Below are 25855 nucleotides of genomic sequence, written 5' to 3'. Positions count from 1 at the left end.
TACTAATGAATAATAATAAAAAACTGAGGCATATAGAATTCTGGTCTGGAGAAAAAATGAACAGACCTTTATTTGGATTTAGTCTGGGTTCATATTTTCCTGCAAAAAGATATTTAGGTGCAAAAAAAATCTTGGTTGATGGCTTGCATATTACTCCTGAAATGATAATAGTAGAAGATTTTTTGGACGATTATGAGAGAATGTATAAAGAAACTATAGATGTGGAGCAGGATTTAACCCTGGTAGCCAGCCCATATACCGGCATACCCTGGATGGAAGCCATATTAGGGTGTGAAATTATTGGTGGACAAAGTTCTTTTATTGCTGAACCAATGAATTTAAGTTGGGAGCGAATAGGAGATATAACATTTGATCCTGATAATTTGTGGGTTAAAAAATATATGGAGTATATTGAAAAACTTATTATCTTATCTAACGGAAGATTTCCAATAGGGCAGCCCATATTGAGGGGAATTTCTGACATGATGTCCTGTCTTAGAGGGCATGAGCAATTTGCTATAGACTATATTCTATATCCTGACGAAAGCATAGCACTTCAAAACAAACTAACTAAATTCTACATTCAATTTATTAAATATCAGCAGGAAAGGCTTAATGAATTTTCTGGCGGAACAGGTTTTGGCTTTTACAGCCTCTGGACTCCTGATAAAGCCATATGGTTTCAGGAAGATGCATGTGCTCTTCTTTCTCCTAAACTTTATGCCAAATATTTAAGAAAAGCAAATGAAGAAATTTCAAGGGTATATCCATTCAATTTAATTCATTTACATCCAGCCTCACTATTTGCCCTTGATGAAATACTTACAATTGAAGAACTTAAGGTAATACAGATAAATAAAGATGTGGGTGGACCAACAATAGAAGAATTGATACCATATTTCATTAAGGTAGTAGAAAAAGAGAAAAGATTTTTGGTATGGGGAGATCTATCCTTGGATGAAGTGAAATTAATTTGCAGAAAAGTACCCATGAAGGGTGTATGTCTGCATATAGTTGCAGAAGATACAAACATTGCTTTAAATATAAGTAGTTTTCTAAATCAATATCAATAAATATGTAGAAATTATGCCAAAAATATGTACAATTGTATATAAGAAAAAGAACTAATTATGACTTGTAAGGAATGATATGGTCGGTTTAGTTAAAGGAGAACACTATAAATGGATGCAAAAAACCAAATTAATTCTGTAGCCAAGGCTTTATCAGTATTAGAAATAATAGGCAAGTCTGAGAAAGAACTTACACTCACGGAAATTGCAAGAATTCTTGACATGCACAAAAGTACGGTTTTTCGTTTGCTTTCAACTTTAGAGAATAACGGTTTCATTACAAGAGATAACATTTCAGGTAAGTACAAATTAGGTCTAAAAATTTTACAACTTGCAGGAGAACTATTAGAAAATATAGACTTGCGTAAAATTGCCAGACCAGTACTGGAAAGGCTTGTTGAAGATTGTAACGAGACAGTCCATCTAGTTGTATTGGATAAAAATTATATAATTTATATTGATAAGGTTGAAAGTTGTAATACAATCCGGTTATATTCTCGTATTGGTGTCCAAGGTTTTGCCCATTCCACTTCGGCTGGTAAAATAATGTTAGCTTTTTTACCGGAGAGAAGATTAAAAAACCTGATTTTAGAAGCTGAGCTGCCCAAGAGAACTCCCAATACTATAATTGACTACGAAGTATTAATGGAACACCTAGCAATGGTAAGAAAGAAAGGATACGCTGTAGATGATATAGAAAATGAAGCAGGAGTAAGGTGTGTTGCAGCACCAGTTAGAAACCATCTCGGTCAGGTTGTTGCAGCAGTAAGCATTGCTGGTCCTAGTGAAAGAATGACCATTGATAGAATTGAAAATTCTTTGTGTCATAAGGTTATGGAAGCTACAGAAAAAATTTCTCGGCTCCTTGGCTATAGCGTTCCCACTAATTAATCACCCCGAAACGGGGAATATTTACCCTGACATCAATGTTTAAATCAGCATAGGGGTAATGTTCCCTCCAGTCTATTTCCTGGAAAACTTGAAAGTATTTAGCCCGAAATCTTTTGCCCAGTGCCAGGGGGTCTGAATTGGCCTCCTGCATTTTTTTTATCATCTTCATAAATTCCATTGCTCCCACAATACCTATGGTCTGGCCCAAGGCTCCTGGAAGTCGGATTCCTGCTTCTCGCAGAATCTCTATGGTTACCTCCATAAGCACTGCTTCAATCAAGGGAGGAAAGGGAACCTTGGAACGGGATTCAGAGATAACTACCAGCATTTCAAGGGGTAATATTTCATAGTTTACAGAAATTATGGCAATATAAAAGCCAGGTAAAAACATGGCCACTATAAAACTGAACCATCTGATAAGCCTTAACAGGGAGCCAAATATCCAGGGAGTGTTATACTCATCAAGGGTTTGAAAAAATAAGGGCAGGGGGGCAGGCAAAATAATGGCATCAGGATGTCCGTCTACAATAATCCCAACTCTGCCCTCCAACAAATTAGCAGCTACCTTGTCAGGCCTTTCAGTACGCAATGTTTGTGGAAAAGGGGAGGAAGGGTGATCAGTAATAAATTCCACAAGCTGTCCTGTGCCAGTAACTACATCAGTTTTTATAGTTTCAAGACGATCTATAATCTCTTTTAAAACATCTTGCTCTACCAGGGATTCAATATAAGCAACCTCTACTATTGTCCTAGATTTAGTTCCAATGATAAAGGTTTTAAATTTTAGTTCGCTGGACTTAATACTTCGCCTTATAAGTGCAGTATTCTCACCAATTACCTCAGTAAAACCAAGTTTGGGCCCCCTGGCCTGAACCTCTGACTCTGGTTCTTGAACTGACCTCTGGGGAAACTTTCTTAATTCCATAACCCAGGCCTTTTCCGAACCTTCTGCAAAGAAGACCACAAAACCCTGTACTAAAAAATCCATTGCTTCATCAAGGGTGTCCACAGCAATGATGTTAGCAATGGAATCCTCCAGCTCTGAAATTACCAGTGCACGTGATGACCCCTTTGACACATGGCTTCTAATTAGCTTAAGCACATCTCTGTTAAGCAGGTTAATATCGACGGAGTTGTCCAGATAAGCTACTCCATAGAGGACTTTTTTTTTGGAAGTGTCTGTTATCTTTTTGGTTACAACCTCACTGTCTGCAAAGAAGAAATCTATAACTTCCAGATTGTTTTCTACCCTTTTGTCTATATAGGCAAGTTTCTCCTTGTGCTCCTCCTGTTTAGCGGAATCCATTTATGAACCTCCTAAACCCATCCAGGCCATAAAACTGGCATGTTTCTAGTTGGCAAGTTTCACTCTATATTTTTTGTATATGGTGGGGGTTTTATGCGTAGTTGGTTAAAGGTGATAAATCTAGCTTTTAATATAAACAAAGGAAATAAGCCTATAATATTTTGTTATTAAATTTACTTATAGCAGCAGGAAAATGAAAAAACATGTAGAAATATAGCAAATGTAAAAGTGGTTGGACCACTGACCACAGACTTCTTACCAGTTCAAGTAGGTATCTTTTGAAATAGATGGTAAGCAGTAAAAAAACTACAAACTTTTATAAGTTGGGGACATTCCATAGCTACAGAGCAGAACTCTAAAAGAGGTGTGTCCCTGTACAATTAAAAAAGGAGGAGTATTAATGACTACAAAAATTGCCTGGGTAGTTGACGAAGCGAAAGACAATGTAGCAAATATTTTAAGTAACGATGTAAAAAAAGGTATGGTTATTCCTGTAACTGTCATGGGCGAGGAGCTGCAAATTAAGGTTTCTGCTGATATTCCCTATGGACACAAGGTTGCAATTAAGCCAATTAAAGCAGGGGACATTATTCTTAAGTATGGATTAAGTATTGGAAGAGCGACAGCAGACATAGCTGTTGGTGAGCACGTTCATATTCATAACATAGAACCACTAAGGGGCAGAGGAGACTTAGCAGCAAAACAGAAAGGATGTGCATGTTAATGACTAAATGGTATGGATACTATAGACCAGACGGACAAGTAGGAGCAAGAAACTATGTTTTAATACTTTCTGCAACAGTTTATGCAAATAGTGTAGTAGAAAGAGTTGCCAACACAATAGAAGGATCAATTCCTATTACACATGACTTGGGAAGATGTCAAACCATGTCTGACCTTAAAATGACCTTTGACATTTTATGTGGTTTAGCAAAGAACCCTAACGTAGGTGCAGTAGTTATAGTAGATCACTTTAGAGAAGCATTCTGCAACATTGATGAAATGGGAGAAGAAATATCAAAATCCGGAAAACCAGTTTTTGGAGTTAACATAAGAGAAGTTGGTGGAGCTATAGAAGCTACAGCAGTAGCTACACGTCAAGCTATGTATTTTGCTCAAGAACTGTCAAAAATGAAGAGAGAAGAAGTGGAAATGAGCCAATTCTTATTAGGCTTGAATTGTGGAACATCAGACACCACCCAGGGCCTTTCGGCTAATCCTGCTTTAGGATTTTGTTCTGATAGGATAGTAAGAGAAGGTGGAAGATCAATACTTGCTGAATTTCCTGAACTCATGGGAGCAGAAGAATGGTTGACTTCCAAGGCAGTTTCACCCCAAATAGCCCAAAAAATTATAGATGAAATTGCTTCTTATGAACAAAAAATTCTTGCTACAGGAGAAGATATTAGAGGTTCCCAGCCTACAGGAGACAACATAGTTGGGGGATTAAGCACCATAGAAGAAAAATCCCTGGGTGGAGCAAAGAAGAGTGGTTCCGCACCTATTATTGATGTTATAAGTAATGGACAGCCTGTATTGAACAAACAAGCGGGAGTTTATCTAATGAATACCCCTGGCCATGGAGCTGAGTCTATCACTTCCATTGCTGCTGGAGGAGCCCAGGCCATGGTATTTTGTACCGGCGGTGGCCACACAATTGCCCAACCAATTATGCCTACAATCAAAATTACTGGTAACGCTAATTCCTGGAGGCAAATGAAAGACACAATGGATCTTGACTTAAGCGGCATTCTTGCTGGTGAAATTACCTTAGAACAAGCTGGTGATTTAATATACAATGAACTAGTTGAAGTGCTATCAGGCAAATTAACTAAATGTGAAATATTAAAAGAACGTAGTGGATTTGGTATCAGTAGGGCTGGTTTAAGCATCTAAATCAAATAGAGCAAGAATGGAATAAACCATGCCAGGAGTTAATAGGGTTGGCTTAAGTATATAGTGTTGCAAAGTGAGGGTTTATTATGAGGGTCGAGGCAAAGGTAATGTTTCAGCCAGTAAATGAAAAATCTGCCAACGTCTACGAGAAGGTTATTGCCGAATTAAAGAAGGGCATAATGCATGGAGAATTAAGGCCAGGTGACAAGCTGCCTTCAGAAAGAGAATTGGCAGGCATGCTAGGTGTAAGCAGAACATCTCTTCGGGAAGCTTTGAGGCTCCTTGAAGTATCAGGAGTAGTAACTATAAAGCATGGGCAAGGAGTTTTCATAGCAAATAATGACCCTGATGAATATATGAAGAAGTTTATATCCCATATTTTTGTAGATGAAAAAAAAATTGAAGAGCTTTTTCAAATAAGAAAGCTGATAGAAACTGAAGCAGCTGTATGGGCTTGTCAAAATGGGACAGATGAGCAGTTAAAAAAGATATATAACCTGGTCCAGGAGACTATATATATCCTAGATAATAGTTCCAAGGGAGATTTTTTAGCTGTTCTAGCCAAACAGGATGGAAAGTTTCATCATCTTCTAGCAGAAGCAGCAAACAATAGTGTTTTAGGAAATATAATGGACAATCTACTGGATTTACTAGCAGATTCAAGGGCCAGGGCTGCAAGTGTTAAAGGCAGGCCCCAAAAATCCCTGCAAGAACACATGAAGATTGCAGAGGCCCTGCTAGAACGAGATGGAGAAAAAGCTAGAAGGGCCATGCTGGACCATCTAGACGCTGTTGAAAAAGATGTTATTTTGGGTCAAAAAAGATAATACAAAAAGATAATCATTTAAGTCCTAACCATGTTTTAAAGGGTTAACCCTTTAAAAATAAAAAAATAAAAAGAGTATTAGGAGGAGGTTCATTAATGCGTAAGGTTAAATTGTTAGGTTTATGTTTATTAGTTTTACTGTTGTCAATGGCTTTAGTTGTTGGTTGTAGTGGAACTAAAGATGAAGGTAAGGCCCCTGAAGAGGGCAAGGATGCCCCAAAGGAAGTTACTGTAGATCCTAATTATCCGAGCAGCCCAATAACTTACTTGATTCCCTTTGATCCAGGTGGACAGTCAGACGTTGAGGCAAGAAGACAGCAGCCATTACTTGAAAAAATCCTTGGAACCAGTGTTATTGTAACTTACAAGGCTGGCGGTGGTGGAGCAGTAGGCTGGTCAGAGCTGGTTAACCACAAGCCAGATGGTTACTTCATGGCTGGTATCAACGTTCCACACATTATTCTGCAGCCACTATCCAGAGATAATGCAGGCTACAAAACTGAGCAGATAGAACCAGTAGCTTTCTTCCAAAGAACACCTGTAGGTCTTGCTGTACAAAAGGATAGTCCCTTTGACACATTGGAAGAATTCATTGAGTACGCAAAGGCAAACCCTGGTGCTGTAACAGTTGGTGGTTCAGGTACATTTAGTGGACACCATATTGCAGCTATTGAATTTGAAGCTTTGACTGGAGTAACATTGACATACGTTCCCTTTACAGGAGCTGCTCCACAAATGCAGGCCTTCCTCGGCAAACACGTTGCAGCCGTTATGGCTAACTCTGATGCCCTGGTTCAATATGAAGACAGTATGAAAATATTAGCTTTTGGTGGAACTGAAAGATTTGAAGCTCTACCAGATGTTCCAACCTTTATTGAAAAGGGATATGACATGATCCCAAGTATTGACAGGGGTGTAGCAGTGCCTCCTGGAACACCTGAAGAGTACAAGAAAAAACTTTCTGATGCATTCATGGAAGTAGCAAATGATGAAAACCTTAGAAAGCAAATGATTGAGCAGGGCTTTGTTCCTGTTGCAATGGACATGAATGAAGCACAGGCATATCTAGATGAAATGACTAAAACCTATACTGAACTGTTGGAAAGCTTAAAATAATAGGCAAGCATTTTCCCGGGCTTAATGCCCGGGAAAATTAACTATTCTTGAAAGGAGATGACTTAAAGACATGCTGGAGAATTTCGTCGTAGCACTAGGGAATGTTTTTGATCCAGTAAGCTTCATACTAATGCTTGTAGGAGTTTCCGCAGGGATTCTAGTTGGCGCATTACCAGGTCTTACAGCTACCATGGCCCTTGCCATACTAGTTCCCTTTACCTTTACAATGCCAGCCACTACTGCTTTGATGGTTTTGGGTGGAGTTTATGTTGGCGCCATCTATGGTGGATGTATTGCTGCAATTCTTGTAAATACACCTGGAACGCCATCTGCAATTGCAACAACCTTTGATGGTTATCCCCTTACTAAAAAGGGCAAGGCAGAGCATGCCTTGGTTGCAGCAGCATATAGTTCAAGTGTAGGTGGTCTTATTGGAGCAATTATATTACTTTTATTCTCACCTTTATTGGCAAATGTGGCTTTAAAATTTGGACATCCAGAATATTTTTGGCTTGCTATATTTGGATTAACCATAATAGCAACCCTGGCATCTAAATCAATTATTAAGGGCCTCATGGGTGGAGCCCTGGGTCTTTTACTTGGAACTATTGGTATTTCTCCAATTGGTGGGGATATGCGTTTTACCTTTGGTTTCTGGCAGCTTCAGGCAGGTTTGCAGCTAATAGTAGCTTTAATAGGCTTCTTTTGTATTCCAGAGATTTTCAACATGGTTGAACGAACAATGGAAAAAACAAAAATTAATCTATTTAAACATCAAAAGGGTGTAGCCTGGTCTGTCATCAAGGAATTAAACAGAAAGCCCATGCTTTTATTCAGATCAGCTATCATTGGAGCCTTTGTAGGTATTGTTCCTGGTGCCGGTGGTAACATTGCAGCATTGGTATCCTATAATGAGGCAATTAGGTTTTCCAAGACCCCAGAGGAATTTGGAAAGGGAACCATTGATGGCGTTGCAGCTGCGGAAGCATCAAACAACTCAGAAGTTTGTGGTTCACTTGTACCCCTATTAACACTAGGTATACCTGGTGCAGCACCTGCCGCAGTTCTTTTGGGTGCCTTAATGCTCCAGGGATTAAGACCTGGTCCAGAGTTATATACTGTGTTTGGTGAGATAACCTATACATTCTTAATCTCATTAATCTTTGCCAACATTGCCTTGTTCTTCCTTGGTTTCTATGGATCTAGGTTTGTAGCAAGAGTCATTAATATCTCACCGGCTTATCTGGCACCCATTGTTGTATTTATGTGCGTAATTGGTTCCTATAGTATTCGTAATAATATGCTTGACGTATATATTATGGTTCTATTTGGTCTTATAGGCTATGTAACTAGAAAGCTAGGATATCACCCTGGACCTATAGTATTAGGTTTAATCCTTGGTTCAATTGCCGAAAATGGCCTTGTTCAATCAATGTTAATGGGTAAAGCACAGGGCAACATGATAGCAATGTTCTTTACAAGGCCCATATCTATAGTATTAATTATTTTATGTTTGATTTCTGCTGCATGGCCCTTTATTTCCGATAAGCGGCAGAGAAAAATCGAGGAAATGAAAAAGAGATTGGAGGGAGAAACCCATGCTAACTAGTGACAATATATTTTCCGTATTCTTGCTCATTGTATGTGGGGTTGCCTGGAATGCCTTGGAAAAGGTTACCTACTATGGAGCTTTCTTCCCTAAAGTTATAATTGTTGTGCTGGCATTTTTTACGATAATCAACCTGATTATGGGTATTAAAAATCCCAAGCAAATTAAGATTTTTGATGGTGACAAACAGATTTATATGTTTATCATGCTCCTTGGTATGGTTGCTTATGTTTGGTTAATGACCGTACTAGGATTCCTTGTTTCCAGTATGCTGTTTATGGCTGTATTCTTCTGGTTCCTGGGAGAAGATCGGTCACCCAAGACTGCTTTTAAGACAACTCTTCTAGCAGTGGTTGTGTCCTCTGGGTTTTATACCCTTTTTGCAAAAGTGTTTTTGGTACCACTGCCAAAGGGAATATTCTTCTAAAAAATTAAATAGCTTTAATGCGAAGGAGACCGGATATAGGTCTCTTTTTGCTTTCTTTATTTCTGTATATAGGGAGGAATATTTTATTGTCCCATAGAATTAAATACAGTGGAATATGCCTGTAATCCATAGAGGAAGGATGCTGATTATGCAAAAAAAACTGCTATTAGTAATTGACGTGCTAAATGATTTTGTGCATTCTGAAGGAAAACTAAACTGCGGTGAAGATGCAGAAAAGATTATTCCCTTTATAGTTGAAAAAGTTAATGATTTTGTGCGGGAAAAACACCCCATTGTTTTGGTAAAGGATGCTCACATTATAGATGATCTGGAGTTTGAAAGATTTCCAACCCACTGCATAAAGGAAACCTGGGGTGCAGAGGTTATTGAAGAATTAGCTTTTTTAGAAGTATATCCCAAGGTATACTGTGTTGAAAAGCAGCGCTACAGTGCCTTTTATAATACAAACCTGGATAAAATACTAGAAACTGAAAAACCCGAGGAAATATATATTTTAGGTGTGTGTACCAATATCTGTGTGCTCTATACAGTTGAAGAACTTTGTAACAGGGATTACAAGGTGTTTGTATATAAAGATGGAGTGGCAAGCTTTGATGCCCAGGCCCACGAATTTGCCCTTCAACAAATGGAAAATGTTCTAGGTGCTGAAATCATATAGAGATAAAACTGAAGGGATGATATAAAGCCTATGAAGAACAAGTTAGTTGTATTAGTGATGATATTTTTACTTGCAATAACCATTCTTTCAGCATGTGGGGGCAAAGAAAGCTCTATTAATAGTGAAGATGAAAGAAATAAGGAAGAAGAAGCAGCAGAAATTCCAGAGTCCACAGGTATATACAACCCACTAACCGGCCTTTATGTAGAAAATATACAGAACTTAACAGCGGTAATGATTGACAATCTAGCACCTGCAAGACCCCAGTCGGGGTTAATTCATGCGGATATAGTTTATGAGATAGAGGCAGAAGGTTTGCTAACAAGGCTCATGGCCTTATTTTATGGGAATCCCCCAGAATTTGCAGGTCCTGTCCGCAGTGCAAGACCTTATTATATGCAGCTTGCAAAGGAATGGGACGCCTACTACGTACATGTTGGGGGGTGCAACGAATCCTTTGCAAAGATTGGGGAATGGAAGATCAGAGATATAGATGATGTGAAAGGGCACAGGGGTTTCTTCTTAGATAAGAATCGGAAGAGGCCCCACAGTACATATATAAATTTTGCTGAAGCTTTAAATGGGAAACCCGAAAATGGCAATTTCAAAAACTGGGTTTTTGTAGATACTCCTGAAAAAGAGCCTGCATATACAGAAATTAGTTTTCGCTACAACAGCTCCAACAGGGTTACATACAAATGGGATATGAACAAAAAAGCCTATATGAGGTTTCTAAACGATAAATTATATGATGATCGGGAGTCTGGTGAACAGGTGTATACCAACAACATAATTATTCAGTATGCTGGCCATCGCAATTTGCAAACAGAGCTGCAGCATATCTGGGTAGATGTGGTTGGCAAGGGTGAAGCTGAATACTTTTTAGGCGGCCAGTACTATCAAGGTACCTGGGAAAAAAAGAGTATGACCGAACCAACCATCTACTATGACCAGCAGGGCCAGCCAATCAGCCTGGTCAGGGGAAAAACATGGATCCAAATTCTTCGACCAGGGGTCAGGCTTGACAAATTGACAAATTGACAGATTAACGGCTAACCAACAATTCCGTTAAACAATCCATAAAAAATAAAGCTGCTGCATTCAAAATACACCATATGTTGGTGTATTATTCTTATAACTATAACACGTTATATTGATAGATGCCTGTTTTATAGACATATGCTTATAAGATAATGGTTTAACTGGAGTTTCTATTAGAATATATTAAGTATTCTTAGTGACTCCTTCTTGGCAATATGGAGAACCATATGCTGTATTACTGCTACTTCAGCCAGGGCTAAATCGAAACTCTCAGCTTCTATAAACTTCATGGCCCTTGTTAGGGCCAAATCTATTTCATCCATCTCTCTATGATCCACTATTATATCCCAGCGCTCTTCAATACTAGACCAATTCTTATGTATGGTTTTAATTAACTCGGCTGCCTCATCCCACTTTTTGTTTTTAATAGTTTGCTCCAGCTTGGCAACCTCAACAGAAATCTCCTGTGCGGTATTAGAAAGCCATATTTCACTGTATATTCCTATGCCTAAAAAAACTACTAGAGCAATCACTATTATTACAACTAGACGCACTATAAATCAGTCCTTATATGAAATTTCTCTGTTATTATAGGTATTAGAGGGTACCCGCTTTGTTAGCTTTTGTACCCTTTTTCTGTATATAGAGCTCTCCCTTTGTATCAAGGGAAGCTAATAAAACTTCTGTCGTACTTTTTATGCCAAATTTATTTAATTCAGCGTTTAGCCACTTGGTATCAAGGTTGAGCTTTTGTAAATTGTTTAGCTTAACATGTCCATCCATTATTAATGGGAGTGTTAGTCCTTCATAAGCAGTATGGATATTTAAATCCTCGGGCGTAACAGGTCTTTTTTGTGATTTTGGTATTATACTTAATTCACCACTTGTCTCTAAGATTGCATATTCAATGTCGGCAATGTTAGGAAAGTTTTTTAGGCGCAGTTGTTCAAGCAAATCAGTTAAATTATAACGGAGCTTTCTTAATTCACTTTCAATAATTTTGCCATTTTCAATTAATACACTTGGTGTGCCGCTTATCAGCCCTCGCAGCTTATCACTTTTTAATGAAATGAAGGTGATTATAACCTGAAGCAGCAGGAGTGTTAAGATGGGGATAATGCCATTAATTAAGGGGATTTCCTTATCCTCCATGGGAACTGTAGCTAGTTCTGCAATCATAATAGCAAGAACCAGTTCAAATGGCTGCAGCTCTCCAATCTGCCTTTTGCCCATGACACGAATTACAATCATTACCAGGAGAAATAAAATAATTGTCCTGGCAAAAATAATTAGCACAATAAAATCTTCCCTTCTACCTGTAAGCTTCTCCTAATAATTTTAACCTAATGCCATGAGCTTTATTCCAAAGCTTTAGTTCCAAAGCTTTATTCCAGTCTAAAAATCTATTTCCAGCCCGTCAGCAGCAGCAATTACCGATTGACCAGTTTTTTCTGTCAGGTAGTCAGCTATTTTATCTGGGCCTTTTTGATAGATTTGATAACCAAAATGGGTCAATATGGTTACCTTCGGTCTTATAGACTTTATGATTAGCTCCACATCATCTACAGACAAATGTAAGACATTGCTTTTTTCTAGGCGAAGCATGGAAACAATTAAGACGTCTGCCTTGTAAAAATCTAATAGCTCTGGGAAAAATGCAGTATCAGGTATATAACCTAATATGGTGTTCCTGCCATGAAAAAGAAAGCCATAAGTCTCTTCGCTACCATGCTGGTGAGGCATGGAGGTAGTGAAGGGAAGGTTGTTAATTATGTAATTTGATAAGGGTCGTAAATATGTAACTTCCCTGAGATACTTTCGCAGATATTTGAGGATAACTGGGTCAATATCAAGAGCATCGGAAGGGGCAAACACCTGGCCGCTTTTAACTGAACCACTTTTGGTCATTGCTTCAATCATTACATTTACGTCTGCCGAATGATCCAGGTGTCTGTGAGAAATTATTATCCCGTGCAGGTCAGTTGGATTAATATTGTATTTGAAAATATTTACCAGGGCTCCTGGACCTGGGTCCAGGCTGAAGTGGGTATCATCCAAGCTAATTATCATTCCTCCAGTAGCAAGGACCTGCGTGGATAACATTATTCTAGCCCCGCCGCTTCCTAAAAAAGTGATATGGTTCAAAACAATCCCTCAGTTCAATGAAATATACTATAAGTATACCTCTTATTAATAAAAATTGTTATATATCTTAAAGAAAGAATATAATTTTCCATAAATCGCCATTAGTAGTTAAACCTTCTCACAATTCGAAGTATTGTGCTAAAGGAATTATAGGGCTTGTACGCGAATAGCCTAAAAGATATAAAAGATATTAGAAAAAATTGTTAAAGGGGTGTCTAAGTTGTCTTCCAGGAGAAAAGCATGTTTAAGAATTCTTGATGAGGTAAAAAAATCTATAGAGGAAGAGTTTGGAAACAGAATAGCAGCAATATCCTGTGGGGATATTTCTAACCAATGGGTTTCCTCCCATTCAGTCATGGAGGTGAGGGTTGCTGTAAGAAGAATAAATCCGGATATAATTAATAGTATTTATGATGTAGCTTACAAAATTATGTCAAAAAATAATTTTAACAATCTTATTTCTTTAAGAGTTGTTGGCTACTGTGAAGAAAATACCCATCGAGCACATAGAATCATTAAAGGTAAGCTGTTATCTGACATTGGAATGCATAAGGAGGCAGCAATATGGAAAGCAGTATAAATAAGTGTGCCTTGTGGCTGCATAAATCCCATTCTTCTCTTCAGGCAGCATCTGTATTATTCAGAATGGGACATTATGGTGATTCAATTTCTAGAGCATATTATGCAGTCTTCTATAGTATTAGAGCACTTTTTTCTCAGGATGATGTTAGTGCGTATAAACCTACTACAATGCTCACGGCTTTAGGCAAGCATTATGTTAATACTGGTAAAATGGAGCCATGCTACCATAAAGCAATTTTTCAGATTTTTGATTTAAGGTTCCAAACAGAATATGAGTGTTTATCCATAGCAGATATGGATAACGCAAAATATGCTTTAGAAACAGCATTCACAATAGTTAACGAGATTAAAAACAGCCTGATTAATGAAAAGGAAGATAGCACAAAAGCAGAAGCCAAAATAACCACCTAGGAATGATTCCGGTGGTTATTTTTTTATCTGCATGTTGCATTAAATAGTAAAGACAGGGTAAACTTAAATTAAAGAATTACTTGAAATAAGGTTACCAGGAGGTAAAGACCATGGAAAAATTAGACAAGGTAGAATTAGTCAGAGATAGGACAGGAGCTTCATATGAAAAAGCAAGAGATTATTTGGAAGCAAACGGCTGGGATGTGGTTGAAGCAATTGTAGCCATTGAAAAAGAGAAGAGTACATTTGAAACAGAGCTAAATACAATTAAGGTCAAGGGACAAGATTTATTAAAGAAAATTAAAGAGCTTATTAGACAGGGGAACGTTGCAAAAATAATTGTGAAAAAAGATGGCAATAAGGTCATAAGCATACCAGTTAATGGCGGGATAATACTAGCCCTGTTTTTCCCATACTTTGTGGCTCTAAGTGCAGTAATAGTACTCATGGCTGAATATGAGTTAGAGGTTGAAAAAATTGCCAAGAATAATGAAGCTGACGATGATGCAGTTTAGATGAACACTAATAAAAAAGAAAAGGTTCGCTCGGGGGAAACGAACCTAAAACGGGGGCCTAGCATCTAGCATTTAGCTTCAAAACAGTCAACACAATCTGAAGTGCCTTCTTTTAAACAAGCCACACTATTTTTTACATTTTTCATTTGTTCATTGGCACAAATACCGTTGTCAAAGTGTTTACAGTTTGTTAGTGGGCAGTTTTCAGGCATATAAGTCATCACCTCCCTTTCTATTGTTATTGTTTCCTTTCAAAAAAGCATAATGCCATGTAGTATAAGCCGAATGAGTTAAGACTTTACATTATAACCAAAGGATTTTCTCGAAAAAAGGAATTAAAATAATAATGTTGAAAATTAATTAAAGGCTTTTGGGTAAACCGGAAGTCTTTTGTGTTTTTATTTATTAAAAAAGGAGTTTTCATAACTGCGGAAATTGGATAAAGTATAGTTAATTAATTTCCAACTAGCGCCATGGAGGTCAATAAATGCATTTAAAGCAAATAAATGAAAATGTATTTGTCATCCAAAGCAGAACCATAAACCTTGGATTGATTGTGCAGGACAAGGAATGTATTGTAATTGATACAGGTCTTGATAAAACATCAGGTCAAATGGTGTATAATCTTATTAATGAAATGGGTCTTCAACTTCAAGCCATAATAAATACCCATGGACATGCAGATCACTTTGGAGGTAATCAAAGGCTGGTAAAGCTTACTAATGCACCAGTTTATTCATCAGCCTGGGAAATAAACTTTTTAAAATCACCCATGCTTGAGCCTTTTAGTCTTTTTTGTGGCGTAAATCCTCCCCAAATATTAAAGAATAAATTTTATATGGCACCATCCAGCCCAGGAGAAGATATTTTTTGTAATAAAGATTTTATAAATACCTGGGGGCTTGAAATTGTACCTTTACCAGGACATACCCTGGGAATGATAGGCATTATAAAAAATGACGTCTTTTTTGTTGGTGATGCATACTTCTGTAAAAACGTCTTAGACAAGCATCCTGTACCATTTCTAGTGGATGTAGATGCTTTAATAGAAACATTAGCTATGTTAAAAGACAAATATGATTGCTATTATCAGATAAACTCCCACCAAGGTATATACTCTACTTCACAAAATGCAAGACAGATAATTGATTTCAACATTAATCGAATAGAGGAAATTTATAATGTCCTTGAAAAAAACCTGGATAAGGGTCTTAAAACCTCAGAAGAACTGGTTAAGGCTGCCTTGGAGTATGTTAAGGTGGAATGTAGAACATATCTTGTTTACCATTTAATAATTGTTACTGTAAATGCCTATTTAGCTTCACTTTTGGACAAGGATATAGTAGAACCGGTTATAAGAAACAATATTTTGTATTGGTCCAAGGTGTCCAAAATGTAACAAAAAATAGATGTTCATGACTGATAGGAGATGGAAGATGTGAAAGCACACAAGGATTTGGATATCATTACCAGAGCATGGCAAAGATTTGTAGACAAGGGAGAATTATATGGAGGTATTTCTCCTGTAATCCTACGATCCTGGATTCGTTCTAAAAACAACCAGATAAGCCGCTGTCAAGGGCCAGATAAACTGCACATTGTCAAGGACCATGGATTAAAGAATCTAAAAAAAGCCCATGCAGACTCATTGGAAGCTTCAGAAACTAGTATTTTAGCACTGACTGAAGCATTGTATAATAGAGACATGGCAATTCTATTATCGGACCCTGAAGGAAATATTCTGCAAGTGACCTATACCAGAGACGGAAGTGATATTTTAAAGGGCTTTAAACCGGGGCAGTGTCTTGCAGAGGGTATTGCAGGAACCAATTGTATTGGTTTGGCTTCATTAGAAAAAAAGCCTGTTTCCGTCTGGGGGGCGGAGCATTATAACAGCTTATGGCATAGGCTTTTTGGTGAAGCAGCTCCCATATTTACTAAACAAGGAGAACTAAAGGGAATTATTGCCTTAATGGGAGATATAGCTGATAAGCAACCCGGGTATAATCATTTAGTGTATATGCTGGCCCGTAGAATAGAGGATCAGCTTGAAATCTGGGAATATAAAAAAATGTGGCGTTTAGGCAGTTCAGTTTTGAGATTGACAGCCAAAACATCCTTTATGGATTTAAAAGGGGAAAGTAAAAAGTGGAAAGACGTGATTAAGTCTGCAAAAAGGGCTGCTGAAGGCTCAGCTAACCTGCATCTTACCGGAGGACAGGGAGTTGGCAAGGAAACTTTAGCCCGTGCCATACATTTTGAAAACTCCAAGGGTCCCTTTGTGCAATTTGATTGTATGAAAAACAGCACTAACGGCCGTTTATTTCTAAATTCCTTACAGCTTGCACAGCATGGTGTTCTTTTTATCAAGAATATAAATTACCTGCCTAAAAAAATGCAGTTGGCACTTTTGAAGGCCTGCAGACAAAAAACCTTTGTAGATGTTTATGGGAAAACAAAAGAAAGAGAATTTAGAATCTTTTCTTCTTCCACAGAAAATTTAGAGAAAATGGTTAATCAAAAGCTTTTTGATGAGGATTTATACTACAGGCTGTCAGGACATCATATTTTTATAGCCCCCTTACAGGAAAGAATCCAGGACATAGAATGCCTGTTGGCCCATAGATTAGAAACACTGGTTGGCAAAAAAAAATCATTGACTTTTGATGTATCAGAAGAGGCTTGGATTAAATTAAAGGCCCATTCCTGGCCCGGGAATGTTAGTGAATTATTTAATGTAATTAACCAGGCAGTTGAAAGGTTAGGGGATAATACTGTGATAGCTGCCAAACATATAATAATTTGAGGATGTTAGAGCAGATGGAGGTTAAAATGAAGTTTTCTGCAGTGATTTTGGCCGGAGGAAAAAGCTCTAGAATGAAAATGAACAAGGCTTTACTGCCAGCAGGGGATAAAACCTTCATTGAAACAATTGCCGGGCAGCTAGCAAAATACTTTAACGAGGTTATTATTATAACTAATACTATCCAAACCTATGAATTTTTACCATATAAAAAGTATCCTGATATTATTATTAATAAGGGACCGCTAGGAGGAATTCATTCGGGGTTGACCCATGCGAGTAATGAGTATTCCTTTGTAACCGCTTGTGACATGCCATTTATAGACGGTGCAGCAGCCCGAAAACTATGTGAGATGGCAAATGGCTATGATGGTGTGGTACCAAAAAAGGGAGAATACTTACAGCCTTTGTTTGCAGTTTACTCAAAGAACTGTATTCCATATATAGAGAAATGTCTTGATGAAGAGCACTATAAAATAATCTCCTTTTACCCATGTGTGAAGATATTATATCCGGACTGGAGTCAACTTCTAGGCGATGAAAAGGCTGCAAAAACCTTTTTCAACATCAATACTCCCGAAGATCTAAAAATATATAGAAAGTATGAAGAAAGTTAGTTTTCTAAGATTTACTGCACATATAAATTACATACTGTGGTATAATGTTAGTAAATTTTTCTAAGGAGTGATAAACATATGAAAGAAAAAGTTGAAGCTGCTTTAAATAAAGTTCGTCCATATCTTCAAAGAGATGGTGGAGATGTAGAATTAGTTAGTATTGAAGATGATGGTACTGTAAAAGTAAAGCTAAAGGGAGCTTGTGGAGGGTGCCCAATGGCTAATCAAACTTTAAAAAATGGGATTGAAAGGGTTTTAAAAGAGGAAGTCAAGGAAGTAAAAGAGGTAGTCTCAGTCTAAAGTGTAGTCTCAGTATAAAGTATTGTTATACATGTGAGCCTCATTCCCTTATGGGTTTGAGGCTTTATTAATTAAAAACTAATTAGTCCATGTCAAGGAATTTTACCCATAGATTTCTAAAATAAAGGATTTTAGGAATTTATGTCGAAAGATGAAAAATGTATTCCCGTTAAGGAAATTGGAGGAAATGTTATGCGCAAGGTACCTGTTCACTATTTACGGCCAGGAATGAAAATAGGCAGCTCTGTATTTTCAAGTGAAGGTATACTGCTTTTGCGGTCAGGAACTTTCCTTACCAAAAATACTGTTAACCGTTTAAAGCTCATGGATATTCCAGCTGTATTTATAGATGATGGGTTTATTAAAGATGTGGAAGTAGTAGATGTTATATCAGATGAAACAAGAAATGATGCTATCAAGAAGGTAAGGAATATCTTTGGCCAGGTGGAGATTGCCAAGAAAGCACAAAGATTATGCCTTGTTATTGATGAGTCTAAAATTACTGATGTTGTTGAAAAAATTCTTGAAAACCTTCTTTTGCGAAATGATGTATTAGTTTCATTATCTGATATTCGTACTTTTGATGATTATACCTATGGACATTCTGTAAATGTATGTACTCTAGCTTTACTAACAGGTAATGCCTTAAAACTTTCTCATAATTCCTTGGTGCAGTTGGGGACAGGGGCTATACTCCATGACCTGGGCAAAATATTAACCCCAAAGGATATTCTAAACAAGCCAGGTGCATTATCGGAAGAAGAGTTTAATACAATTAAAAGGCACTGTGAAGATGGATACATGCTGCTTCGAGAAAAGGGCAAAGTAGGCAGCCTGGCAGCTTCTGTGGTTCGTGAGCATCATGAAAGAATAGATGGAAGCGGTTACCCAAGAGGGCTTAAGGGTGATAAAATACATATACTAAGCAAAATCGTTGGGTTAGTTGATGTATATGACGCATTAACTGCTGATAGGGTATACAGGAAAGGGTATATGCCCCATGAAGCCTATGAAATGTTAGCAGCTGCAGTGGATATTAGCTTTGACTTTCAAGTAGTCAAAGCCTTCCTTGACAACATAGCCATGTATCCAATAGGGAGCTTTGTTGAGTTAGATACAGGTCAGGTGGGTGCAGTTGTAAAGGCCATTAAAGGCTTAACACACCGTCCGGTAATCAGAGTATTTTTTGAGGATAAAAGCATTCCGGTAGTTAAGCCCTACGAGGTCGACCTTTCAACAAAATTGAATGTAATGATTAACAGGGTGTTAGATTTTCTAGAAGTGGATAAACTATCCTTAAAATTAAAGCAATATCATGAAGGGTGATTTTAAGTAGAGGTTAATGATAAATAGACTTAAGAAAGGAAGACCATATTATGCCCACATATGATTATAGATGCCAAGAATGCTCTGAGAAATTTTCAAAATTTGTATCCATAAGCGAAAAAGATCAAGTTAAATGTCAAAAGTGTGGCGGACAATGTCAGCAGCTTTTTACAGGCTTTTTATATAATAAAAAAACTGGTGGTGGTATAAGCAATGGTTCATCTTCAAGCTGTACCAAGAGCTCATGCTCAGGGTGCAAGGGATGTTAATTGCTGACGGAAGCAAGCTTTCATGTATTGTACTGGCTGCTGGAAGATCCAAAAGAATGGGCAGCAATAATAAGCTGCTGCTGCCATTTCATGGCAAGGAGCTTATCCTCCACACTATTGAAAAAATTATCGGACAGGATTTTTTCGAAATAGTAATTGTTACTGGCTGGCAATCCCATGAATTGGAGAAAATATTGATGAATTACCCAGTAAAGCTCATAAATCATCCTGGATATCTGGAAGGACAGTCCACTTCATTGAAAAAAGGCTTAAGTGTTATTTCGGAAAAAACATTAGGTGCTTTTTTTGTTTTAGGAGATCAGCCAATGGTTCAGGAAGAGACTATTAAAAGGCTAATAGCTGGTTTTTTACAAAAACCTAGCTTTCTAACTGCACCTTATTATAAAGATAAAAGGGGAAACCCAGTTATTATTCCCAGGCAGTTTTTTTCCTGGCTAAACCAGCTGCAGGGGGACCAGGGTGCAAGAGATTTATTCTTGCGGGAGGAAATAATTAATAAGATTCATGTACATGATCCAGGTGTAGTGGAGGATATTGATACCCCTGAAGACTATGAAAAATTAAAAACAAAACAAAATATTTTAAGGGGGTAAGCATTATGGAAGAATATATTCCAGGAAATTACAGAGGAGCTATTACAAGGGCCCACGAAATATTTAAAACTGCCAACCCAGATGATATGGTTTTAGGAAGTGGGGCCAAATTTGACAGGGATAAATCATGCTTTTACCTAAAATACTGCAATTTACCCATTGAGGTTCATTATCCATCTGGAACAGCCCATTGGCTGGATTCAGAAAAGAAAATCATAAATGTAAGTGATAGATACCTTATTCTATTATATTTAGCCCAAAGCAGCGGCCTGCCTTTAAGAAATAATTGGCTTACCTTTCTTGAGCTGCCTGGCGGTCCTCATCATTATGCTCCCTTTTTAAAAGAAGGAGTGGAGCCCCTTGTTGAAGCATTCGGCAAAAATCCTGAAGAAGCCTGGACTGTTGCTAAACACTTTGGAGCTACTCGTGTTACAATGGGCAGCGTTGGGTTTATTATGCCAGTTTTCCCCAAGCTCCCCCTGGCCTTTGTATTTTGGGAAGGTGATGAGGAGTTTCCCACAAAGGCAAATATTCTCTTTGACCAAATCTCACCAGATTATCTGGACACAGCTTCTTTATATATGCTGGGAATAAATGCAGCACGTAAATTAATCAGACGAAATATCCACCAGTAGCTGAAAAGGCCTCTTAATGAGGCCTCCGCAGCTACTGGTTACTATTCTTTTCTATATGCAATAACATAGACTGGATCAGTAGTTTCTTGATTAATATTGTCCTCTGCACTCAATAATTCTTTTAATTGCTGCTGGTTTAAATGGGCAAATTTAAAATCATTGTGGTCAGTCACTTTTTCACCTCCAAAGACTACTTGTATTTTAAAAAAACTTCTGTAAATATTAGTATTCTTCACTAATTACCAGCCTATACTGCTGTCCAAGAAAATTAATTTTTTCACAAGGATATTTACTATTGACAGGTTGTTACTTTCTTATATATACTTATTTTTAATAATTATGGATACAAATAAATAAATATAAAAGCGATGACAAAAGACATGCTATCTATCTGTCACTAGGGTAACAGAGAGCCGGGATTAAGGTGAAAGCCGGAGCCTATACAGTATTTAGTGTCACTTTTTAGTTCTTTGTCGAAAGGTCTTTTCTTAGTAGGCAGAGACGGAGCCGACCGTTATTTGGCAGGTGTCCAGGAAATAAGAGGCTGCAGATGCAGCAATTAGGGTGGTACCGCGGGAAGATAAACTTCTCGTCCCTGTAGGTGGGATGAGGGGTTTTTTGTTTTAAGACCAAAAAACCAGGGGGACGGTTCTTCTGGCTAGTTTTACACATTAAAATCATTATATCAAGGGGGATAAAAAATGAGAAGTACAGCAATGAAGCAGGGTTTAGAAAAGGCACCTCATAGGTCTTTATTCAAGGCCTTGGGTTTAACTGATTGGGAACTGGAAAAACCTATTATTGGTATTGTAAATAGCCATAATGAAATAGTTCCTGGACACATGCACCTGGACCAAATTGCCAGTGCAGTTAAATCAGGAATACAGCTTGCAGGGGGTGTACCCCTGGAGTTTCCAACTATAGGTGTTTGTGATGGTATTGCAATGAACCACGAGGGAATGAAATATTCACTGGCAAGTAGAGAGATAATTGCAGATTCAATAGAAATTATGGCCAAGGGACACCCCTTTGATGCTCTAGTATTTATTCCAAACTGTGACAAGATAGTGCCAGGCATGCTCATGGCTGCAGCTCGATTAGACATTCCTTCCATATTTGTCAGCGGAGGCCCAATGATGGCCGGCAATTTTAAAGGAAAGAAAATAAGCCTTTCTAACATGTTTGAAATGGTTGGTTCAGTTAAGGCTAACAAGATGACCGAAGAAGAGCTTGCGGAAGCAGAAAATGTTGCATGTCCAGGCTGTGGATCCTGTTCAGGAATGTTTACAGCCAATTCAATGAACTGTTTGACAGAGGCCCTGGGAATGGCTCTCCCTGGTAATGGTACAGTGCTGGCAGTAGAAGCTGCAAGGATAAGACTTGCCAAGGAAACCGGCCGCAAGGTCATGGAGCTTCTGGAAAAGGATATTAGACCATCCCAGATAATGACCAGGGAAGGCTTTATGAATGCCCTTATTGCTGATATGGCTTTGGGCTGCTCAACAAATACAGCCTTACATTTGCCGGCTATCTCCCATGAAGCTGGTATTGAGTTGGACTTCAATATTTTCGATGAAATAAGTAAAAAAACCCCCCAACTGTGCAAGTTGGCTCCGGCCGGCGGTCATCATATGGAAGACTTAGGTGCTGCAGGAGGCATCCAGGCAGTTTTAGCAGAACTAACCAAGCTTAATCTTCTTAATCTAGATGTAATGACAACTACTGGAAAGACCGTTGGTGAGAATATAAAGGATGCTATTGTTTTAGACTATGATGTAATCAGGCCTGTTAATAACCCCTATAGTGTTGATGGCGGAATTGCAATACTCTGGGGAAGCCTGGCACCTGATGGAGCTGTTGTTAAAAAGGGTGCAGTTGCTGAGAAAATGCTTGTTCATAAGGGACCAGCTAGGGTCTTTAATAGTGAAGAAGAAACGGTGGAGGCAATTCTTGGCGGCAATATAAAGTCTGGTGATGTAATTATAGTTCGATATGAGGGTCCCAAGGGCGGCCCTGGCATGAGGGAAATGCTCACTCCAACTAGTGCAGTTGCCGGAATGGGGCTTGATGAAACTGTGGCCCTTATTACAGATGGAAGATTTTCCGGTGCTACCAGGGGAGCATCCATTGGCCACGTATCCCCAGAGGCAGCAGAGGGTGGACCCATTGGCCTCATTGAAGAAGGAGACATTATATCCATAGATATCCCAAATAGAAAATTAGATATTATGGTAAGTGATGAAGAATTAGAAAAACGGAGAAATAAATGGCAAAAACCGGAACCTAAAGTTAAAACAGGTTATCTGGCCAGATATCAGAGACTAGTTAGTTCAGCCAGTTCTGGTGCGATAATTAAGTAATAATACTATTGAATACAGAATTCAGAAGACAGAATAAAGAATAAACCTTAAGATCTTAACACTCATATTCCGGCTTCTGACTACTGGCTCCTGTATTCTGCATTTCGCATGTATGGACAATTGATAGATTAACTAACAATAAGCATATACGTAGGAGGTAGATGTTGGGATGAATGATTTAAAAACCATGGAGGTGAATAAAATTGGGAATTGCTTAGAAAATTATGGAAAAGGGGAAGTATTAACAGGTGCGGAAGTTTTGTTAAGGGCACTAGAAATGGAGGGTGTTGATACCATTTTTGGGTATCCAGGAGGTACGGTACTTCACATCTACGATGCCCTGTACAACTGTACGGCAATTAAGCATATTTTGCCAAGGCATGAACAAGGTGGAGTTCATGCTGCAGATGGATATGCTCGCTCTACTGGCAGGCCTGGAGTTGTATTGGCTACTTCAGGGCCAGGAGCAGCAAATCTAGTAACTGGAATTGCTACAGCCTACATGGACAGCATTCCAATGGTGGTTATCACAGGACAGGTGGCAATCCCTGCCATTGGAAGGGATTCCTTTCAGGAAGCAGATATTACAGGCATAACCTTACCAATTACAAAATATGGGTTTCTAGTAAAGGATATTAAGGATCTGGCACGCTGCATCCATGAGGCTTTTTATATAGCTACCACAGGCAGACCAGGGCCGGTTATTGTGGATATACCAAAGGATATAACAGTAAAAACCTGTGAGTTCTTTTATCCTCCAGAGTATAATCTGCCAGGTTACAAATTAAAGCCTAACGGTATTGAAAAAGAACTTGAGGAAACAGTTAAACTTATCAAAGCAGCAAAAAGACCAGTACTTTATGCAGGGGGCGGGGTTATAGCCTCTGGTGCTGAAAAGCAATTGGTAGAACTGGCTGAAAAGTTGGATATTCCTGTAACCTGCACACTAATGGCCAAGGGTGCTATTCCTGATACCCACCCATTAGCCCTGGGAATGCCGGGAATGCACGGTACAGTCTATGCAAACTATGCAATTACCGAATCTGATCTTTTACTGGCGGTAGGTGCAAGATTTGACGATAGGGTTACTGGTAACGTAAAGACCTTTGCACCCAATGCAAAGAAGGTGCATATAGAAATTGATCCTGCTGAGATTAATAAGAATGTTGCAGTTGATGTCGCTGTTTTAGGAGATACGAAAGAAATTTTAGAGAAGCTTATAAATAGGCTGGAACCACAAAAAAGACCAGATTGGATTGTCCAGATAAATGAGTGGAAGGAAAAATACCCTCTAAGGTTTGTTCAAGGGGAAGGAACATTAAAACCCCAATATGTCATATCATCCATCAATGAAATACTCGAAGACAGCTCCTTTGTGGTAGCTGATACTGGACAGCACCAGATGTGGTCGGCCCAGTATATTAAAACCAGAAGAGGCAGAGGATTTTTTACTTCAGGTGGTCTAGGAACCATGGGATATGGTTTCCCAGGAGCAATAGGAGCCCAGGTTGCAAACCCAGAATCCCTGGTTGTGGCCGTAGTTGGGGATGGCGGTTTTCAAATGAACTGTCAGGAACTGGCAACAGCTGCCATATATAATTTGCCGGTTAAGATCTGCATCATTAATAATGGATATTTAGGAATGGTCAGGCAATGGCAGGATTTATTCCTGGACAAAAGATACTCTCACACAAATATAAATCAAGGTCCTGACTTTGTTAAACTGGCTGAAGCATTTGGTGTTAAGGCTTTAAGGGTTACAAAACCGGAAGAAGTACTGCCGGCTCTTCAAGAAGCAAAAGATTATCCGGGTCCTGTATTAATGGACTTTATAGTGGAAAAAGAAGAGAATGTATTTCCAATGGTGCCGGCTGGCGGTTCAATTTATGAAATGCTAGGGAGGTAATCAGATGAAACATACCTTAGCTGTATTAGTGGAAAATAAACCAGGGGTTTTGACTAGAATTGCAGGATTGTTTGCCCGCAGGGGCTACAATATTGATAGTTTGGCCGTAGGAGAAACTGAAGACCCTTCAATTTCAAGAATGACAATTGTGGTAGAGGGTGATGAAAAGGTTATAGAGCAGGTTACCAAGCAGCTTCATAAGCTGATAGAGGTAATAAAACTTACTGATATTACACAGGAAGAAAATGTTGACAGGGAGCTAGTCCTTATCAAAGTAAATGCTGAACCAACTGTAAGGGCGGAAATAATGCAGATTGTAGACATATTCAGGGCGAGAATTGTTGACATAGGAAGAGACTCACTGATAATTGAAGCCACTGGTGATACAGGAAAAATAAAGGCAATTGAAACATCATTAAAGCCATTTGGGATCAGGGAGCTGGTTAGAACGGGGAAGGTTGCCATGGTCAGGGGTGCCAAGGGCAAAAATGGTAAAAAACAGTCCTAGTCT

30 protein-coding genes and 1 other annotated feature are annotated in these 25855 nt (G+C 38.5%); of the genes, 24 read left to right on the top strand and 6 right to left on the bottom strand.

The annotated features are described in order from the left end of the window. Nucleotides 1-5 precede the first annotated feature (5 nt). The gene (locus tag K364_RS0118270; protein WP_028309224.1) at nucleotides 6-1073 is read left to right on the top strand and encodes a uroporphyrinogen decarboxylase/cobalamine-independent methonine synthase family protein; all 1068 of its coding nucleotides are present in this window, start codon (nucleotides 6-8) and stop codon (nucleotides 1071-1073) included. Nucleotides 1074-1181: 108 nt separating this feature from the next. After that, complete coding sequence (locus K364_RS0118265; protein ID WP_028309223.1) at nucleotides 1182-1961, top strand: IclR family transcriptional regulator; 780 nt, start codon at nucleotides 1182-1184, stop codon at nucleotides 1959-1961. On the opposite strand, the gene K364_RS24700 is transcribed toward K364_RS0118265, so the two are convergent. Next, nucleotides 1954-3267, bottom strand: coding sequence for a spore germination protein (locus K364_RS24700; RefSeq protein ID WP_051534206.1), 1314 nt, complete (start codon nucleotides 3265-3267; stop codon nucleotides 1954-1956). The genes K364_RS0118265 and K364_RS24700 overlap by 8 nt on opposite strands. Nucleotides 3268-3667: 400 nt before the next feature. Between K364_RS24700 and K364_RS0118255 the strand changes: the two genes are divergently transcribed. The 8 genes from K364_RS0118255 (at nucleotide 3668) to K364_RS0118220 (ending at nucleotide 10861) form a co-directional block, all read left to right on the top strand. Next, nucleotides 3668-3991 (top strand): UxaA family hydrolase, encoded by a 324-nt coding sequence (locus K364_RS0118255; RefSeq protein ID WP_028309222.1) that lies wholly within the window; start codon nucleotides 3668-3670, stop codon nucleotides 3989-3991. Next, nucleotides 3991-5163: a UxaA family hydrolase gene (locus tag K364_RS0118250; protein ID WP_051534205.1), complete on the top strand. Its 1173-nt coding sequence runs from the start codon at nucleotides 3991-3993 to the stop codon at nucleotides 5161-5163. Before K364_RS0118255 ends, K364_RS0118250 begins: the two co-directional genes overlap by 1 nt. Nucleotides 5164-5249: 86 nt before the next feature. Then, nucleotides 5250-5990 (top strand): FadR/GntR family transcriptional regulator, encoded by a 741-nt coding sequence (locus tag K364_RS24695; RefSeq protein WP_051534204.1) that lies wholly within the window; start codon nucleotides 5250-5252, stop codon nucleotides 5988-5990. Between the two features lie 95 nt (nucleotides 5991-6085). Beyond that, nucleotides 6086-7105 (top strand): tripartite tricarboxylate transporter substrate binding protein, encoded by a 1020-nt coding sequence (locus K364_RS24690; RefSeq protein ID WP_051534203.1) that lies wholly within the window; start codon nucleotides 6086-6088, stop codon nucleotides 7103-7105. A 70-nt stretch (nucleotides 7106-7175) separates the two neighbouring features. Then, nucleotides 7176-8714 (top strand): tripartite tricarboxylate transporter permease, encoded by a 1539-nt coding sequence (locus tag K364_RS0118235; protein ID WP_028309220.1) that lies wholly within the window; start codon nucleotides 7176-7178, stop codon nucleotides 8712-8714. After that, a complete protein-coding gene (locus K364_RS0118230) occupies nucleotides 8704-9141 on the top strand; it encodes a tripartite tricarboxylate transporter TctB family protein (RefSeq protein WP_028309219.1) in 438 nt (145 codons plus the stop codon). Before K364_RS0118235 ends, K364_RS0118230 begins: the two co-directional genes overlap by 11 nt. 148 nt (nucleotides 9142-9289) lie before the next feature. Next, complete coding sequence (locus K364_RS0118225; protein WP_028309218.1) at nucleotides 9290-9820, top strand: cysteine hydrolase family protein; 531 nt, start codon at nucleotides 9290-9292, stop codon at nucleotides 9818-9820. 30 nt (nucleotides 9821-9850) lie between these two features. Continuing rightward, nucleotides 9851-10861, top strand: coding sequence for a DUF3048 domain-containing protein (locus tag K364_RS0118220; protein WP_028309217.1), 1011 nt, complete (start codon nucleotides 9851-9853; stop codon nucleotides 10859-10861). Between the two features lie 173 nt (nucleotides 10862-11034). On the opposite strand, the gene K364_RS0118215 is transcribed toward K364_RS0118220, so the two are convergent. The 3 genes from K364_RS0118215 to K364_RS0118205 all read right to left on the bottom strand — a co-directional run bounded on the left by K364_RS0118215 (nucleotide 11035) and on the right by K364_RS0118205 (nucleotide 13006). Then, nucleotides 11035-11415 (bottom strand): DUF4363 family protein, encoded by a 381-nt coding sequence (locus K364_RS0118215; protein WP_028309216.1) that lies wholly within the window; start codon nucleotides 11413-11415, stop codon nucleotides 11035-11037. A 43-nt stretch (nucleotides 11416-11458) separates the two neighbouring features. Then, a complete protein-coding gene (locus K364_RS0118210; protein ID WP_028309215.1) occupies nucleotides 11459-12157 on the bottom strand; it encodes a DUF421 domain-containing protein in 699 nt (232 codons plus the stop codon). A 99-nt stretch (nucleotides 12158-12256) separates the two neighbouring features. Continuing rightward, the gene (locus K364_RS0118205) at nucleotides 12257-13006 is read right to left on the bottom strand and encodes an MBL fold metallo-hydrolase (protein ID WP_156946527.1); all 750 of its coding nucleotides are present in this window, start codon (nucleotides 13004-13006) and stop codon (nucleotides 12257-12259) included. Between the two features lie 220 nt (nucleotides 13007-13226). Here K364_RS0118205 and K364_RS0118200 point away from each other — a divergent pair, with 220 nt between their 5' ends. The 3 genes from K364_RS0118200 to K364_RS0118190 all read left to right on the top strand — a co-directional run bounded on the left by K364_RS0118200 (nucleotide 13227) and on the right by K364_RS0118190 (nucleotide 14514). Next, nucleotides 13227-13586 (top strand): hypothetical protein, encoded by a 360-nt coding sequence (locus K364_RS0118200; RefSeq protein ID WP_028309213.1) that lies wholly within the window; start codon nucleotides 13227-13229, stop codon nucleotides 13584-13586. Further along, entirely contained in the window at nucleotides 13571-13999 is a 429-nt protein-coding gene (locus K364_RS0118195) for a HEPN domain-containing protein (RefSeq protein WP_028309212.1), read from the top strand. Before K364_RS0118200 ends, K364_RS0118195 begins: the two co-directional genes overlap by 16 nt. A 110-nt stretch (nucleotides 14000-14109) precedes the next feature. Beyond that, nucleotides 14110-14514 carry a DUF4342 domain-containing protein gene (locus K364_RS0118190; protein WP_028309211.1) on the top strand — a complete coding sequence of 135 codons (405 nt, stop codon included), beginning with the start codon at nucleotides 14110-14112 and terminating at the stop codon, nucleotides 14512-14514. Nucleotides 14515-14579: 65 nt separating this feature from the next. Here K364_RS0118190 and K364_RS26825 read toward each other — a convergent pair whose 3' ends face one another. Next, nucleotides 14580-14735, bottom strand: coding sequence for a hypothetical protein (locus tag K364_RS26825; RefSeq protein ID WP_156946526.1), 156 nt, complete (start codon nucleotides 14733-14735; stop codon nucleotides 14580-14582). 266 nt (nucleotides 14736-15001) lie between these two features. Between K364_RS26825 and K364_RS0118180 the strand changes: the two genes are divergently transcribed. The 8 genes from K364_RS0118180 (at nucleotide 15002) to K364_RS0118145 (ending at nucleotide 21078) form a co-directional block, all read left to right on the top strand. Further along, nucleotides 15002-15913 (top strand): MBL fold metallo-hydrolase, encoded by a 912-nt coding sequence (locus K364_RS0118180; RefSeq protein WP_028309210.1) that lies wholly within the window; start codon nucleotides 15002-15004, stop codon nucleotides 15911-15913. Nucleotides 15914-15952: 39 nt separating this feature from the next. Beyond that, nucleotides 15953-17320: a sigma-54-dependent Fis family transcriptional regulator gene (locus K364_RS0118175; protein WP_028309209.1), complete on the top strand. Its 1368-nt coding sequence runs from the start codon at nucleotides 15953-15955 to the stop codon at nucleotides 17318-17320. 14 nt (nucleotides 17321-17334) lie between these two features. Further along, nucleotides 17335-17934 (top strand): molybdenum cofactor guanylyltransferase, encoded by a 600-nt coding sequence (mobA, locus tag K364_RS0118170; protein ID WP_035270182.1) that lies wholly within the window; start codon nucleotides 17335-17337, stop codon nucleotides 17932-17934. A 78-nt stretch (nucleotides 17935-18012) separates the two neighbouring features. After that, entirely contained in the window at nucleotides 18013-18234 is a 222-nt protein-coding gene (locus K364_RS0118165) for a NifU family protein (protein ID WP_028309207.1), read from the top strand. A gap of 141 nt (nucleotides 18235-18375) precedes the next feature. Beyond that, nucleotides 18376-19560 carry an HD-GYP domain-containing protein gene (locus K364_RS0118160; RefSeq protein ID WP_084296049.1) on the top strand — a complete coding sequence of 395 codons (1185 nt, stop codon included), beginning with the start codon at nucleotides 18376-18378 and terminating at the stop codon, nucleotides 19558-19560. Between the two features lie 50 nt (nucleotides 19561-19610). Continuing rightward, complete coding sequence (locus tag K364_RS0118155) at nucleotides 19611-19829, top strand: FmdB family zinc ribbon protein (RefSeq protein WP_028309205.1); 219 nt, start codon at nucleotides 19611-19613, stop codon at nucleotides 19827-19829. Next, nucleotides 19823-20443 (top strand): nucleotidyltransferase family protein, encoded by a 621-nt coding sequence (locus K364_RS0118150; RefSeq protein WP_035270178.1) that lies wholly within the window; start codon nucleotides 19823-19825, stop codon nucleotides 20441-20443. The genes K364_RS0118155 and K364_RS0118150 overlap by 7 nt, the downstream gene beginning before the upstream one ends. Nucleotides 20444-20448: 5 nt before the next feature. Beyond that, entirely contained in the window at nucleotides 20449-21078 is a 630-nt protein-coding gene (locus K364_RS0118145) for a DUF3786 domain-containing protein (protein ID WP_035270173.1), read from the top strand. Nucleotides 21079-21119: 41 nt separating this feature from the next. On the opposite strand, the gene K364_RS27665 is transcribed toward K364_RS0118145, so the two are convergent. Further along, nucleotides 21120-21251 carry a hypothetical protein gene (locus K364_RS27665; RefSeq protein ID WP_277995615.1) on the bottom strand — a complete coding sequence of 44 codons (132 nt, stop codon included), beginning with the start codon at nucleotides 21249-21251 and terminating at the stop codon, nucleotides 21120-21122. A gap of 186 nt (nucleotides 21252-21437) precedes the next feature. Then, nucleotides 21438-21678 (top strand) — a binding site (T-box leader). 101 nt (nucleotides 21679-21779) lie between these two features. On the opposite strand from K364_RS27665, the gene ilvD reads away from it, so the two are divergent. The 3 genes from ilvD (at nucleotide 21780) to ilvN (ending at nucleotide 25852) form a co-directional block, all read left to right on the top strand. After that, a complete protein-coding gene (gene ilvD, locus K364_RS0118135; protein ID WP_028309202.1) occupies nucleotides 21780-23438 on the top strand; it encodes a dihydroxy-acid dehydratase in 1659 nt (552 codons plus the stop codon). A gap of 187 nt (nucleotides 23439-23625) precedes the next feature. Next, on the top strand, nucleotides 23626-25344 hold the full coding sequence (ilvB, locus tag K364_RS0118130; RefSeq protein WP_207640888.1) for a biosynthetic-type acetolactate synthase large subunit: 1719 nt from the start codon (nucleotides 23626-23628) through the stop codon (nucleotides 25342-25344). A 4-nt stretch (nucleotides 25345-25348) separates the two neighbouring features. Further along, nucleotides 25349-25852 (top strand): acetolactate synthase small subunit, encoded by a 504-nt coding sequence (ilvN, locus tag K364_RS0118125; protein WP_028309200.1) that lies wholly within the window; start codon nucleotides 25349-25351, stop codon nucleotides 25850-25852. The last annotated feature ends 3 nt before the right edge of the window (nucleotides 25853-25855 follow it).

It is taken from the genome of Desulfitibacter alkalitolerans DSM 16504, assembly GCF_000620305.1.
In the GTDB taxonomy this organism is placed as follows: domain Bacteria; phylum Bacillota; class DSM-16504; order Desulfitibacterales; family Desulfitibacteraceae; genus Desulfitibacter; species Desulfitibacter alkalitolerans.
The sequence above is the reverse complement of the archived record's forward strand: the minus strand, read 5'-3'. Positions and strand labels throughout refer to the sequence as shown.